13 protein-coding genes are annotated in these 14,649 nt (G+C 64.0%); 10 read left to right on the top strand and 3 right to left on the bottom strand.

Features of this window, described 5'->3' with window-relative positions:
• Nucleotides 1–21: 21 nt before the first annotated feature.
• Nucleotides 22–1,263, bottom strand: a complete 1,242-nt coding sequence (gene argJ / locus N2605_RS00575; RefSeq protein ID WP_036014660.1) for a bifunctional glutamate N-acetyltransferase/amino-acid acetyltransferase ArgJ — start codon at nt 1,261–1,263, stop codon at nt 22–24.
• A 100-nt stretch (nt 1,264–1,363) separates the two neighbouring features.
• A complete protein-coding gene (locus tag N2605_RS00570) occupies nt 1,364–2,278 on the bottom strand; it encodes a peptidylprolyl isomerase (protein WP_260345539.1) in 915 nt (304 codons plus the stop codon).
• Between the two features lie 352 nt (nt 2,279–2,630).
• On the opposite strand from N2605_RS00570, the gene secA reads away from it, so the two are divergent.
• A complete protein-coding gene (secA, locus tag N2605_RS00565; protein WP_109141738.1) occupies nt 2,631–5,471 on the top strand; it encodes a preprotein translocase subunit SecA in 2,841 nt (946 codons plus the stop codon).
• A gap of 477 nt (nt 5,472–5,948) precedes the next feature.
• Nucleotides 5,949–6,353 (top strand): DUF6006 family protein, encoded by a 405-nt coding sequence (locus tag N2605_RS00560; protein ID WP_074448072.1) that lies wholly within the window; start codon nt 5,949–5,951, stop codon nt 6,351–6,353.
• A gap of 86 nt (nt 6,354–6,439) precedes the next feature.
• On the opposite strand, the gene N2605_RS00555 is transcribed toward N2605_RS00560, so the two are convergent.
• Nucleotides 6,440–6,883 carry a MarR family winged helix-turn-helix transcriptional regulator gene (locus N2605_RS00555; RefSeq protein ID WP_025032676.1) on the bottom strand — a complete coding sequence of 148 codons (444 nt, stop codon included), beginning with the start codon at nt 6,881–6,883 and terminating at the stop codon, nt 6,440–6,442.
• A gap of 37 nt (nt 6,884–6,920) precedes the next feature.
• Here N2605_RS00555 and N2605_RS00550 point away from each other — a divergent pair, with 37 nt between their 5' ends.
• The 8 genes from N2605_RS00550 to N2605_RS00515 all read left to right on the top strand — a co-directional run bounded on the left by N2605_RS00550 (nt 6,921) and on the right by N2605_RS00515 (nt 14,621).
• Nucleotides 6,921–7,175 carry a hypothetical protein gene (locus N2605_RS00550; protein ID WP_162131185.1) on the top strand — a complete coding sequence of 85 codons (255 nt, stop codon included), beginning with the start codon at nt 6,921–6,923 and terminating at the stop codon, nt 7,173–7,175.
• Complete coding sequence (locus tag N2605_RS00545) at nt 7,063–8,247, top strand: substrate-binding domain-containing protein (protein WP_036026234.1); 1,185 nt, start codon at nt 7,063–7,065, stop codon at nt 8,245–8,247. The genes N2605_RS00550 and N2605_RS00545 overlap by 113 nt, the downstream gene beginning before the upstream one ends.
• Nucleotides 8,248–8,398: 151 nt before the next feature.
• Complete coding sequence (locus N2605_RS00540; RefSeq protein WP_036014727.1) at nt 8,399–9,913, top strand: amidase; 1,515 nt, start codon at nt 8,399–8,401, stop codon at nt 9,911–9,913.
• Nucleotides 9,914–9,949: 36 nt separating this feature from the next.
• Nucleotides 9,950–10,807, top strand: coding sequence for a branched-chain amino acid ABC transporter permease (locus N2605_RS00535; RefSeq protein ID WP_025032673.1), 858 nt, complete (start codon nt 9,950–9,952; stop codon nt 10,805–10,807).
• 4 nt (nt 10,808–10,811) lie between these two features.
• Complete coding sequence (locus N2605_RS00530; protein WP_225145187.1) at nt 10,812–12,029, top strand: substrate-binding protein; 1,218 nt, start codon at nt 10,812–10,814, stop codon at nt 12,027–12,029.
• Nucleotides 12,030–12,108: 79 nt separating this feature from the next.
• On the top strand, nt 12,109–13,212 hold the full coding sequence (locus N2605_RS00525) for a branched-chain amino acid ABC transporter permease (RefSeq protein ID WP_225186800.1): 1,104 nt from the start codon (nt 12,109–12,111) through the stop codon (nt 13,210–13,212).
• Complete coding sequence (locus tag N2605_RS00520) at nt 13,202–13,933, top strand: ABC transporter ATP-binding protein (protein WP_036014683.1); 732 nt, start codon at nt 13,202–13,204, stop codon at nt 13,931–13,933. The genes N2605_RS00525 and N2605_RS00520 overlap by 11 nt, the downstream gene beginning before the upstream one ends.
• On the top strand, nt 13,926–14,621 hold the full coding sequence (locus tag N2605_RS00515) for a branched-chain amino acid ABC transporter ATP-binding protein (protein ID WP_225186801.1): 696 nt from the start codon (nt 13,926–13,928) through the stop codon (nt 14,619–14,621). The genes N2605_RS00520 and N2605_RS00515 overlap by 8 nt, the downstream gene beginning before the upstream one ends.
• Nucleotides 14,622–14,649 lie beyond the last annotated feature (28 nt).

Genomic DNA, 14,649 nt, shown 5'->3' with positions numbered 1-14,649 from the left:
GAACGGGGAGAGGGAGAAGACCTACGACCTGTAGTCCCCGTTGATCGCCACATATTCCTTGGTGAGGTCGCAGGTCATGACGCGGTCGCGGCCTTTGCCGAGGCCGAGCGACACCAGAATCGCAATCTCCGGCGCCTTCATCGCTTCCGACACCTGCGCTTCGTCATAATCGGGATCGCGCGCCCCGCGCTTGGCGACGCGGATGCCGTTGAACGAGATCGACAGCTTGTCGCGATCGGCCGGCTCGCCGGCCTTGCCGACGGCCATCACCACGCGGCCCCAATTGGCATCCTCGCCGGCGATCGCGGTCTTCACCAGCGGCGAGTTCGCGATCGACATCGCGATCTTGCGGGCCGAGGCCTTGGTCTTGGCGCCCTCCACGGTGATCTCGACCAGCTTGCGCGCGCCTTCGCCGTCGCGGGCGACCTGCTCGGCGAGATTGGCGAGCACCTGGTTGAACGCCTTGACGAAGGCCTTCAGGCGCGGGTCGCTGGCGCGGCTGATCTTTGGCGCGCCGTGCTCAGCGGCGGCGCCGGTGGCGAAAGCCAGCAGCGTATCCGATGTCGAGGTATCGCCGTCGATGGTCACGGCGTTGAACGTGTCCTCGACGCCGCTCTTGAGCAGCGCCTGCAGCGCGGCGGGCGCGATCGGCGCGTCAGTGAAGATGAAGGACAGCATCGTCGCCATGTCGGGCGCGATCATGCCGGCGCCCTTGGCCATGCCGTTGATGGTGACCTTGGCCTTGCCGAGCTTGACGGTCGCGGTCGCCACTTTCGGGAAGGTGTCGGTGGTCATGATCGCCTTGGCCGCGGCCAGGTAATCGCCGGGCTCGGCGGCTTCGGCGAGGCGACCGAGCACGCCGTCGAACTTGGTGGCATCCAGCGGCTCGCCGATCACGCCGGTCGAGGCCAGGAAGATTTCGCTCTCGCTGCAGCCGACCGCCTTGGCTGCGATCTTCGCCGTCAGCGCGGTGGAGGCGCGGCCGGTCTTGCCGGTGAAGGCGTTGGCATTGCCGGAATTGACCACGAGCGCGCGCGCCTTGCCGCCCTTCAGCTTGGCGCGGCACCATTCCACCGGGGCCGAGGGACACTTTGACCTAGTGAAGACGCCGGCGACGGCAGTGCCCTTGTCCATCACCGCGAGCAGCACGTCGGTACGGTTCTTGTAGCGGATGCCGGCTTCAGCCGTCGCCAGACGGATGCCCGCGATCACGGGCATATCAGGGACGGTTTTGGGGGCGAGCGGAGAGACGGAGGAGGACATCGCGGGCGCCTTGGTAGGGTCTGGACATGCAGATGGCCGGGGGAGCCCCGGCCATTGCGACGTTAGATATACTTGGCGTCCGCGAAGTGACAGCGAATTCTTACTTCTTCGCCGGCGGCGCCATCTTGCTGTCGGACGGCTTCGCATCCGGCTTGGCGTCCTTCGACGCATCCGCCGCCGGCTGGTCCAGCCGCTCGACCTTGGCTTCGGTACGCAGCTTGGCGACATACTCGGCCTGGGCCTTGCGGGTCACGTACTGCTCGATCTGGGCCTTGACCTGCTCGAAATCGGGCGCCTTGCGGTTGCGCTTTTCCTCGACCTTGATGATGTGCCAGCCGAACTGCGACTTCACGGGGTCGGAGATCTTGCCGGGCTCCAGCGAGAAGGCCACGGCCGAGAATTCCGGCACCATCTGCTCCTTGGTGAAGAAGCCGAGGTCGCCGCCATCGGCGGAGCCGGGGTCCTTGGACTTCTTCTTGGCGAGCTCGGCGAAATCGGCCCCCTTCCCGAGCTCGGCCTTCACCGCCTTGGCCTCGTCCTCGGTTTCGACCAGGATGTGGCGGGCGCGCACCTCCTGCTCGCCGGTGATCTGCTTGGCGGCCTCCTCATAGACCTTCTTCATGGCGTCCGGCGTGGTCGCGGCCTTGCCCTCGTTGGCGAGCAGGCTGTCCATCAGAAGCCGGTTGCGGGCGAATGCCAGGCGCTTCTTGAACTCCTCGCCGTCGGCGATCTTCTTGTCTTCGGCAGCCTTGCTGACGATCTTCATGTCGATCAGGAACGACAGGACGTTCTCGTCCTTGGTCGCCGGGTCCATCTGGGCAAGGCTCGGCCCGAGTTCCTCCTCGGCCATGGTGACGTCGCTCTTCTTGATTTCCGCGCCATTGACCTTCGCCAGCACCGGATCATCGGCGGCCCGGAGCGGGCCCGCAAACGCCAGGGACAGCGCCAGAGCGAGGCTGCCAGCCAGGGCGGACGCGGAGCGGAAGCGCTGGGTTGCCGGGAACGAGGTGGTCATGGAAAATCCTTATGTTGAAGCAGGGGGCTGCTCGAGCGGGGCGGACACTCGCCCAATCAGGGGGGCTTGGCAACGCGAAAAGTCTGTCAAAATGATGAATTAGCCGCACTGCGCCCGCCGTTGACAAGGCCCCGACCGGGCCATATCTCTGCGCGGTCGCGACCATGGCGATGGCGTTTATTTTGCTGCGTTTTTGGCCGTTGAACCCAGACTTGCCCAATTCCCACCCATATGGCGGATGTCCCCCGCAGTCCGGGCTCTGACGCCGCGAAGCGTCACGGTGAGTTGATAGGCGGGCGGGTGACAACTTCTTAGGCCCAACGCGGTTGAATCGCGAACACAGGAACCTGGCATGATCGGCGCGCTCGCCCGCAAGTTTTTCGGCTCCGCCAACGACCGGCGGGTGAAGGGATATCAGTCCCGCGTCAACGCGATCAATGCGCTGGAGCCCGAGGTCTCGAAGCTCTCCGACGAGGCGCTCAAGGCCCGCACCGCGGAATTCAAGCAGCAGCTCGCGAACGGCAAGACGCTGGACGATCTCCTCGTCCCGGCCTTCGCCACCGTGCGCGAGGCCGCCAAGCGCACGCTCGGCCAGCGCCATTTCGACGTCCAGCTGATCGGCGGCATGGTGCTGCACGAGGGCGACATCGCCGAGATGAAGACCGGCGAAGGCAAGACGCTGGTCGCGACGCTTGCGGTGTATCTGAACGCGCTCGCCGGCAAAGGCGTCCACGTCGTCACGGTCAACGACTACCTCGCCCGCCGCGACTCCGGCTGGATGGGCCAGATCTACGGCTTCCTCGGCATGACCACCGGCGTGATCGTGCACGGTCTCGACGATGCCGAGCGCAAGGCGGCCTATGCCTGCGACATCACCTACGGCACCAACAACGAATACGGCTTCGACTATCTCCGCGACAACATGAAGTACCGGCTCGAGGACATGGTCCAGCGGCCGCACTTCTTCGCCATCGTCGACGAGGTCGACTCCATTCTGATCGACGAAGCGCGCACGCCGCTGATCATCTCCGGCCCGCTCGACGACCGCTCCGACTTCTACAACACCATCGACGGCTTCCTGCCGAGGCTCGACAAGACCGACTACGAGGTCGACGAGAAGCAGCGCACGGTGACGCTGACCGAAGGCGGCATGGAGAAGATCGAGACGCTGCTGCGCGATGCCGGCCAGCTCAAGGGCGAGTCGCTCTACGACGTCGAGAACGTCTCCGTCGTGCACCACATCAACCAGGCCCTGCGCGCTCACACGCTGTTCACGCGCGACAAGGACTACATCGTCCGCGACGGCGAAGTCGTCATCATCGACGAGTTCACCGGCCGCATGATGCCGGGCCGCCGCTATTCGGAAGGCCTGCATCAGGCGCTGGAGGCCAAGGAGCACGTCCAGGTCCAGCCCGAGAACCAGACGCTGGCCTCGATCACCTTCCAGAACTACTTCCGCATGTACGAGAAGCTGGCGGGCATGACCGGCACCGCCGCGACCGAAGCGGACGAATTGTTCGACATCTACAAGCTCGAGGTCGTGGAGATCCCGACCAATCTGTCGATCGCGCGCCTCGACGAGGACGACGAGGTCTATCGGACCCAAAAGGAAAAATATCAGGCCATCCTCGCCGAGATCGAGCGCGCCAATGCGCGCCTGCAGCCGGTGCTGGTCGGTACCGCCTCGATCGAGAAGTCGGAGGTGCTCGCCGAATTCCTCAAGAAGAACGGCTACAAGCAGATCGATTTCGGCAAGGAGGGCGCGCTCGACAAGCTCTATGCCGCCGCCCGCGCCGGCAAGCCGGCGAAACTGTTCGCGGTGCTGAACGCGCGCTTCCACGAGCAGGAAGCCTACATCGTCGCCGAAGCCGGCGTGCCGGGCGCGATCACGATCGCCACTAACATGGCCGGCCGCGGCACCGACATCAAGCTCGGCGGCTCGCTGGAGATGCGCATCCAGCAGGAGACTGCTGATATCACCGACGAGGCCGAGAAGGCCAAGAAGATCGAGCAGATCAAGGCCGATATCGAGCACTTCCGCGACATCGTGCTGAAGGCCGAGGAGACCGTCGAGGTCGAGCCGGCCAAGGGAAGCAAGCCTGCCAAGACCGTGAAGAAGCCCGGCGGCCTCTACATCATCGGCTCCGAGCGCCACGAGTCCCGCCGCATCGACAACCAGCTGCGCGGCCGTTCCGGCCGTCAGGGCGATCCCGGCCGCTCGAAGTTCTTCCTGTCGCTGGAAGACGACCTGATGCGCATCTTCGGCTCGGACCGTCTCGACAGCATGCTGCAGCGTCTCGGCCTGCAAGAGGGCGAGGCCATCATCCATCCCTGGATCAACAAGGCGCTGGAGAAGGCGCAGCAGAAGGTCGAGGCGCGCAACTTCGACATCCGCAAGAACCTGCTCAAGTTCGACAACGTCCAGAACGACCAGCGCAAGGTGATCTTCGACCAGCGCGTCGAGCTGATGAAGGACGAGAGCGTCGCCGAGACCGTCGCCGACATGCGCCACGCCTTCATCGACGACCTCGTCGCCAAGCACGTGCCCGAGCATGCCTATGCCGAGCAGTGGGACGTCGCCGGGCTCAAGGACGAATTGAAGCGCGTGCTCGATCTCGACCTGCCGGTCGACGAATGGGCCAAGGAAGAGGGCATCGCCGACGAGGAGCTGCTGACTCGCATCGAGACCAAGGCCGACGAACACATGGCGGCCAAGGTCGCGCAATGGGGTCCCGACGTGATGCGTTACGTCGAGAAGACCATCCTCTTGCAGACGCTCGACCATCTCTGGCGCGAGCACCTGATCATGCTCGACCATCTGCGCCAGGTCATCGGTCTGCGCGGCTACGGCCAGCGCGATCCGTTGCAGGAGTACAAGACCGAAGCCTTCAATCTCTTCCAGGAGATGAGCGCTCACTTGCGCGAGGCCGTCACGGCGCAGCTGATGCGCGTCGAGATCGTCCCGCCGGAGCAGGAGGCCCCCGTCCTGCCGCCGATGGAGGCGCACAAGTTCGATCCGAACACCGGCGAGGACGAGATGGCTCTCGCCAGCGTCACCCTCGGCGCCCAATCCACCGACGCGGCGTTGCGCGACCCGAAGAACCCGACGAGCTGGGGCAAGGTCGGCCGCAACGAGGACTGCCCGTGCGGTAGTGGCAAGAAGTACAAGCACTGCCACGGGCGGTATGCTTGATCGATGACCTCAAAACCCAGCGAACTCGCGGTGTTGTCTTGGCCCACGAGTTCGCCAGGCGTCGAATGCTTTCGATCCATATGATGCCTGCTGGTCTTCCGTTGCATAACGAATGGTAGGCGCACGCCATTGAGGATGGCTGGCGCACAATTGTCAGACGGTCCTTTATCCGTCACGCGCGGCTGAGCACGCTTCAGTCATCTGGCAACCCGCCTCAGCGCCTGTTCCTGTGATCACTCCGGAGTGCTGCTGCTTCTGCAGATGGCCGGCGGCCACTCGCTCGCGCGGCTGCGTCGCTGAAGAACTCTTCACCCGGAGAGCCAATGGTCAAAGCGCGGCATCGAGTCTCGGCGAACGCCCTCGGGTAGACCATCCAATTTTTTACCACTGCTCATTGTGATCTGGATCACCGCTACAGAGCTCAATCCGTGGTTTGATTGAATCACGAGACGTGGCCTGAAAATTGGGAGCCAGACAATGTCCAAACGCGCGCTGCCAACCGCCTTTTGTGTCCTTGCCCTGAGTTTTTACGCCTGCGGTTCCGCCCCTGCGAGCCAAGTGGGCGGATGGTGGGGCGGAACATGGTCGTGCAACATCGACGGCCGCCCGGCCCGGATGAAATGGGCCGCCGTCGATGACAGTCAGACAACCTGCAACGGCAACACTTGCACCAGCACTTCGGGAGCACGCTGGTCAGGCCGCTTCTCAGATAATGGCTCGCGATGGGTGAAGTTGACAAATCCACGCACCGGAACCCAGGGCGGCGTGTACTTCAACCATGCCGACGGCAACAAATGGTATCTAGCCAAGCCGGTCAGCAACAAGGCCGTGGGCTGGACGACATGGAATGGCCAACGCTATCGCCTCTCGTGCTGGCGATGATGCGCGAGTGCTTTCCTCTGGCTATGCATTGAAACGGCAGATGTGTGTGTGCGCTTCGCAAGGCGCCACGCTCCACTTCACGAGGTCTAATTCGAGCTGTCGATCAAGCTCTCCAGCAGCCGCTTGAGCTCGCTCGTCGACTTGTCGCCGTAGCTCTCCAGGATGTGCTCCTCCTGGTCGACCGCGAGCGAGTTGAGCTTCTTGCACAGCACCTTGCCGCGGTCGGAGATGAACATCAGCACCTTGCGGCGGTCGTTCGGGTCCTGCACGCGGTAGACCAGCGTGTCGGAGACCATGCGGTCGATCATCTTCGTGAGCGTCGGATGGTTGAGCAGCACGGCGTCCGCGAGCTCGCCCATCGAATGGCCCTCGCCGTCCGACAGCACTTTCAGGATGCGCCATTGCTCGACCGGCACGCCCTCCTTGCTCAACCTCAGTTCGAGCTGCCGGTTGATTTCCCGGTTGGCTTGCGCGAGCAGGTAAGCGAGGTGTTCGGTGATTGGGGAATTTTGTTTCGGCGGTTTTGCCACGGCTGAGACTTCGCCTTGACCCAAATGAGTGAATGTCTTGCAATCGATGCTGCATCTATATGCACTTCAATTCTTGAATATTCAATATTTTCAAAATAAGATCATTGCCCAACAAAAGGGCGGAAGCCGCGGCCGCCTGCTCAATGTGCTTTCAGGTCTGGCCTCAGACAGGAGTTGGCGTGCGCGCGACGGTGAACTTCCCGGCTCACGGCGGCTCGGCGTTACCGCCGTCCTTGCTGTTCAGGAATCTGTCGTCTTCGGCAGCTGGCGGTGCCTTGTCGCCGCACGGTGACGCCTTGTTCAAGCGCCGCGGCGTCAACAAGCTGCGCGTCGGCGGCTTCATCTGCTGCACCGGCTCGCCTGGCGTGTGGGGCCCGTGTGCCACGAACAGCGCGCAGCTTGCCGTCGCCGAGATCAACAAGCGCGGCGGCATTCTCGGCCGCGAGCTCGAGCTGTCGATCTACGATGCCGGCGGGCCGCTGGATGAGGTTCTGGACCGCGCCGAGCAGGCAATCGCATTCGACGAGGTCGATCTGATCGTCGGATTGCACACCAGCGCGGTTCGCGTGGGCCTCCGCGACGTCACCACACGCCACCGCATTCCCTATATCTACACGCCGGTCTACGAGGGCGGCGAGCGCACGCCCGGCGTGATGGCGATCGGCGAGACGCCGCGCTGGCAGAGCCGCCCCGCCATCCATTGGCTCGCGGACGTCAAGAAGGCCAAACGCTGGTACCTGATCGGCAGCGACTACGTTTGGCCCTGGCAATCGCATCGCGCGGTGAAGAACTACATCAAGGAAACCGGCGGCCGCGTCGTCGGCGAAGAGTTCGTCCCGCTCGGCGAAGACAATCACGGGCCGCATCTGGCGCGGATCCGCGCCGCCAAGCCCGATGTCGTGTTGATCTCGCTGATCGGTACCGACAGCATCACCTTCAACCGGGCCTTCGGCGAATGTGGGCTAGGCGCCACGACGCTGCGGCTCGCGGGCGCGATGGACGATACCGTGCTACTCGGCATCGGCGCCGACAACAGCGAGAACATGTTCTGCGCGTCCGGCTACTTCACCGGCACCGGCGCGCGCGCCAATGACGACTTCCAGAGCCGTTATCACGCGATGTTCGGGCCGAATGCGCCGCCGATCGGCTCGGTGGGGCAATCGAGTTACGAAGGCCTGCGCTTCCTCGAAGCCGTTGCGAACAAGGCTGGTTCGCTGGCGATGCGGCCGCTGCTCGCGGCCGGCCGCAACATCGTCTACAGCGGCGCCCGCGGTCGGGTTACCGTCTGCAACGGGCACGTGCGGATGCCGATGCATCTCGCCGAGGCCGACGGTCTCGATTTCAAGCTGATCAAGCCGCTCTGACCGCCTCGCGGCTAGACCGGCCGGCGCATTTGCAAAATAATACTTGAAAAGGAAAATATTTCCGTTTTGAATGTTTCGGCGAGGCCGCGGGTGCGTGCGTCGCGCCGGGGCGGCCACGCCCAACGTTGCAAAGAACTTCAAGGAGAGCGCCGTGACAGTTGCCCTTCCCACGCCAGCCCAACTTCGCAGTGTCGCCGAGCAATGCGGTCTTTCGCTCACCGATGACGACGTCGCCTCGTTCCGCGGTCTCATGCAGGGCTCGATCGAAGCCTACAATCTCGTTGCCGCGATGCCGGACGAATTGCCCGAAGTGAAATATCCGCGCACGCCGGGCTATCGGCCCTCGGCGGAGGAGAACCCGCGCAATGCCTGGTATCGCAAGTCGACAGTGAAGGGCGCCGCTAGCGGCAAGCTCAAGGGCAAGACCATCGCGCTGAAGGACAACATCATGCTGGCCGGCGTGCCCATGACCAACGGCTCGTCGACCTTGGAAGGCTATGTGCCCGATTTCGACGCCACCATCGTCACGCGCATGCTGGATGCCGGCGCCGAGATCAAGGGCAAGGTGCATTGCGAGCATTTCTGCCTGTCCGGCGGCAGCCACACCGGCTCCTACGGGCCGGTGCATAATCCGCACAAGATGGGCTACTCGGCCGGCGGCTCGTCGTCGGGATCGGGCGTCGTGGTCGCGCTCGGCGAGGTCGACATGGCCATTGGCGGCGACCAGGGCGGCTCGATCCGCATGCCGTCGTCGTTCTGCGGCATCTACGGCATGAAGCCGACCTGGGGCCTCGTCCCCTACACCGGCATCATGCCGATCGAGATCTATGTCGATCACACCGGTCCGATGACGGCAACGGTCGAAGACAATGCGCTGCTGCTCGAGGTGCTCGCCGGGGACGACGGCTACGATCCGCGCATCAAGGCTCCGAAGGTCGAGGAGTACACCAAGGCGCTAGGCCAGGGCGTCAAGGGCATGAAGATCGGCATCGTCAAGGAGGGTTTCGAACAGCCGACCGCCGAGTCTGCGGTGAATGAAAGCGTGCGCGAGGCCGCAAAGCGCTTTAGGGATCTCGGCGCCACGGTCGAGACCGTCTCGATCCCGATGCACCTGATGGGCGGGGCGATCTGGACGCCGATCGGCACGGAAGGCCTGACCCAGACCATGATGTTCGGCGACGGCTACGGCCTCAGCCGCGGCGATCTCTATTCGACCTCGCTGATGGATTTCCATCGCGGCTGGCGTCGGCAGGCCGATTCGCTGTCCGAGACCACGAAGCTGTTCATGATGCTCGGCACCTACATCAACAACAATTTCGGCCCTCGCTTCTACGGCAAGGCCCTCAACATCTCGCGCCGGCTGACCGCGGCCTACGACAAGGCGTTTGGGGATTACGACCTGCTCCTGATGCCGACGACGCCGATGAAGGCGACCAAGCTGCCGGAGCCCAATGCCAGCCGCGAGGAATATGTCGCCCGCGCGCTCGAGATGATCTCCAACACCGCGCCGTTCGACATCACCCACCATCCGGCGATGTCGCTGCCCTGCGGCATGGTCGACGGCCTGCCCGTCGGCCTGATGCTGGTCGGCCGCATGTTCGAGGAATCCACGATCTACCGCGCCGCCCATGCCTTCGAGCAGATCGGCGACTGGAAGAAGATGTGAGGAAACCTTTGCTTCAACTCGGCGGAAACGCAACGCATGGCTAACGCGTTCGTCGCGGCGTTCGAGATCCTGAGCTTCGGCGCGATCATCGTCCTGATCGTGCTGGGGCTCGGGATCATCGCCAGCATGATGGGCATCTTCAACTTCGCGCAGGGCGAGTTCGTCCTGCTCGGCGCCTACATCACCTATCTCGCTTATGCCAAGGGCCTGCCGATCTGGGCGGGCATGGTTGCAGCGCCTTTCGTCGTCGGCGCGCTCGGCTTCGTGCTGGAGGCGCTGATCATCCGGCGATTCTACGCCGCGCCGATCGTTGCCATGCTCGGCACCTATGCGCTCGGACTGATCATCCGCGAAGCCGTTCGCGGGCTGATCGGCGGCTTCTACCTCACCGTGCCGGAGCCGATCGGCGGCTCCATCGATATCGGCGCCATGCACATCTCGGCGTGGCGCTTCACCATCATCGTCATCACGCTGCTGGTGATGGGCCTCTGCTATCTCTTGCTGTCGCGCACCAGCTTCGGCCTGCGCGTGCGGGCGACCCTGGAGAACCCGTCGCTGGCGCGCGCGTCGGGCATTTCTACGCCGCTGATCTACGGCGCCACCTTTGCCTTCGGTGCGGCGCTGGCCGGCCTAGCCGGCGCCCTGATCGTGCCGGTGTTCAGCCTGTTTGCCGATCTCGGCCTGCGCTTCCTGATCCAGGGCTTTGTCGCGGTCATGGTCGGCGGGGTCGGCTCCTTCATCGGCCCGGTCGCGGGCGCCGGCGTCATCGGCACGCTGAGCGCGGCGCTGCCCTGGGTGATGGCACCCGTCGTTGCCGACGTCCTCGTCTTCGTGCTCGCCATCGTCTTCATCAAATTCCGTCCGCAAGGTCTCATCGCTGGAAAAGGGGTTTAATCACATGCTCGATCGTACTCAGCTCACGCGACGTCGTTTCCTGTCCAATTTCGCCTTCGCCTCCGGCGCGGTCGCGACCGGCGTCGGCAGCTGGGTGATCCCGGCGCCCTGGGCCAATGCGGCCGAGGCGCCGATCAAGGTCGGTATCGCCACCGATCTCACCGGCCCGATTGCGTACGCCGGCAACGCCGATGCCAACGTCGCCAAGATGGTCATCAAGGAGATCAACGGAGCCGGCGGCCTGCTCGGCCGTCCGCTCGAGCTCTACATCGAGGATACCGCATCCAACGAATCCGTCGCCGTCGGCAACGTGCGCAAGCTGATCCAGCGCGACAAGGTCGACATGGTCCTCGGCGGCATCACCTCCTCGATGCGCAACGCGATCAAGGACCCGATCGTGGCGCGCGGCAAGACCCTCTACATCTATCCGCAGCTCTACGAGGGCAAGGAGTGCACGCCCTATTTGTTCTGCACCGGCCCGACGCCGGCGCAGCAATGCGACGAGTTCATTCCCTGGCTGATCAAGAACGGCGGCAAGAAGTTCGCGCTGCCCAGCGCCAATTATGTCTGGCCGCACACGCTCAACGTCTACGCCCGCAAGGTGATCGAATCCAATGGCGGCGAGGTCGTGTTCGAGGAATATTACCCGCTCGACCAGGTCGACTTCTCCGCGACCGTCAACCGCATCATCTCCAACAAGGTCGACGTCGTCTTCAACACCGTCATCCCGCCCGGCGTCGGCCCGTTCTTCAAGCAGCTCTATGAAGCAGGCTTCCTCAAGAACGGCGGGCGTCTGGCCTGCGTCTACTACGACGAGAACACGCTCAACATCAACCAGGCCGCCGAGATCGAAGGCCTCGCCAGCTGCCTCGACTATTTCAAGGTGCTGACCAAGGAGAACCCGTTCGACGCCAAGATCCAGGCGGCCTATGAAAAGGATTTCCCGGGCAACTTCCTGTTCGCCGCCGGCAGCGCTGCCACAGGCACCTATCGCGGCCTCAAGCTGTGGGAAGCCGCGGTCAAGGAAGCCGGCAAGATCGACCGCGAGTCCGTGGCCGCCGCGCTCGACCATGCCAAGATCGCCGAAGGTCCGGGCGGACCCGCCGAGATGGTGCCGGGCAAGCGGCATTGCAAGATGAAGATGTACACCGCCGTCGCCAAGAGCGGAAACTACGAGATCGTCGGGCGCAGCAACGGCCTCGTCGATCCCAAGGAATGCTGATTCTTCGCCTCTCCCCTCTTGGGGAGAGGTGGACCCCGCCGTGATTGACACGGCTGCCTCTGACGATGTTGAACTCGGAATGCTGAAGCCGATGAGTGTGGTAAGAGAGGCCATCGTCGCCGACCCGGACGACGAAGTGGACGGTGCGATGGCTGAGGGCGCAGCGGCGAAACGGGCCAATGACGAGGTCAAGGCAAGACGAAAAATCCTGCCTGTCATCGAGGGCCTCGTGCTCCTCGCGGCGCTACTCGCGCCGCTGGTGCTGCAGGACTATCTCACGGTCTTCGCGACGCGCGTGATCATCCTCGCGCTGTTTGCGCTGTCCTTCGACCTGGTCTGGGGCTATGCCGGCATCATGAGCTTCGGCCAGGCGCTGTTCTTCGGCTCGGCCGGTTACGGCGTCGCCCTGCTCGCGCGCGACCTCGACATCACCAACATCTTCCTGGTGTTGCCGGCAGGCACGCTGATCGGCCTCACCTTCGCGCTGCTGCTCGGCGGCTTCCTGCTGCTGGGACGGCATCCCTCCAGCGTGATCTTCGTCTCGCTCGGCACGCTGACCGGCTCCTACGCCGCCGATCGGCTCGCGCGCGGCTGGTACTATCTCGGCGGCCAGAACGGCATCCCCTCGATCGCGCCGATGTCGCTTGGGTCATACGACTTCACGGAAGGCCCAGCGTTCTATTATCTCGTGCTCGGCATCCTCGTCGTGGTCTATCTGCTCTGCCGCTTCCTGGTGCGCTCGCAATTCGGCCTTGCGCTCGCAGGCCTGCGCGAGAACGAGCAGCGCATCGCCTTCTTCGGCTACAAGGCGCAGCATCTCAAAGCCATCATCTTCACCATCGGCGGCGCCGTCGCAGGCCTCGCCGGCAGCCTCTATGCCTTCCACGAAGGCTTCGTCTGGCCCAACATGGTGGGCGTCGTGGTTTCGACCCAGGTCGTGCTCTATGTGCTGTTCGGCGGCTCCGGCACGCTGATCGGTGCCGTCGTCGGCGCTGTCATCGTCGAGGGCGTCAGCTTCTGGCTCTCGGACAATTACCGCGAGATCTGGCCGATCATCCTCGGCCTGCTGCTCCTGCTCGTGATCTTGTTCCGGCCGCTCGGCCTGATCAGTTTTGTGCTCGGCGAGCGCGAACGCGTCGGCAGCTTTGGTGCCAAGCAAAAGGAGAGGCGCAATGCTCCTTGAAGCGGCCGGCATCAAGAAGGTCTTCGGCAAGCTCACCGCGCTCGACGGCGCAGCCCTCACGGTCGGCGAGAATGAGTTTCACGGCCTGATCGGCCCGAACGGCTCGGGCAAGAGCACGCTGATGAAGTGCATCGCCGGCGCCGAAGTGCCGACCCAAGGCAAGGTCTCCTTCGTCAACACCGACATCACCGCGTTCACGCCGACCGAACGTGCGCGCGCCGGCATGAGCCTGAAATTCCAGATCACATCCGTGCTGCCGTCGCTCACGCTCTACGACAACATCCTGCTCGCGCTGCAGGCGCAGTCCTCGCTGTTCGACCTCGTGTTCTCGCGCACGCGCGGTGCGTTGCACGACCAGGTCATGTCCATGCTGACGCAGTTCCGTCTCGCCGACCGCGCCTTCGATGCGGCCGCTGCGCTGTCGCACGGCCAGCAGCAATGGCTGGAGATCGCGATGGCGCTCGCTGGCAAGCCGAAGCTCCTATTGCTCGACGAGCCCACCGGCGGCATGAGCCTGGAAGAGCGCCGCGTCACCGGCGAGCTGCTGCAGCCGATCAAAAAACATTGCTCGCTGGTCATCGTCGAGCACGACCTCGATTTCATTCGCGACATCTGCGATCGCCTCACCGTGCTCGACCAGGGCAAGGTGCTGGCAACAGGCACGGTGTCCGAGATCCAGGCCAACACATCCGTCCAGGAGATCTATCTGCGCCGTGCCTGAATTTTTGGAAATCAAGCATCTCGATGCCGGCTACGGCCGCAGCCAGGTCCTGTTCGACGTCAGCCTCGGCATTCCCTGGCGCGGCGGTGTTGCCGTGCTCGGCCGCAACGGCGCCGGCAAGACCACGCTGATGAAGACCATCGTCGGCGAGCTGCCGGCATGGAAGGGCGAGGTCGCCTTCGACGGCCGCGACATCAGTCGCCGCGCCACCCAGGAGCGCGTCCGCGCCGGCATCGGCTACGTGCCGCAGGAGCATTCGGTGTTCGCGCGCCTGTCGGTGCGCGACAATCTCGCCGTCGGCTCGCTGGCTAAGAAGGATTCCTCCGCCATCGACCGCGTGCTGGCGATCTTCCCAAAGCTCGGCCAGCGCCTCGACCAGCCCGCCGGCACGCTTTCCGGCGGCGAGCGCAAGATGCTCGCGATCGGCCGCGCCATGCTCGGGGATCCAAAACTGCTGCTGCTGGATGAGCCCACCGAGGGCGTCTGGATCGGCGTCATCGAGGAGATCACCGAGCGCCTGATCGAGCTTGCCAAGAGCATCGCCGTCATCATCGTCGAGCAGCACCTCGACCTCGCTTTGCGAGTCGCCGACTACGCCTATGTGCTCGACCGCGGCCGCGTCGCGCTGCAGGGCGACGCCGGCGAGGTGAAAGGCAGTCCGGAGCTGATGCGGTATCTGGCGCCTTAGCGCGCGGCGCCCCTCGCACGGCGAAATA

Origin of the sequence: Bradyrhizobium yuanmingense (assembly GCF_025200905.1) — a bacterium.
Classification (GTDB): Bacteria; Pseudomonadota; Alphaproteobacteria; order Rhizobiales; family Xanthobacteraceae; genus Bradyrhizobium; species Bradyrhizobium yuanmingense.
This window is presented reverse-complemented; position numbering and strand designations above follow the sequence as displayed.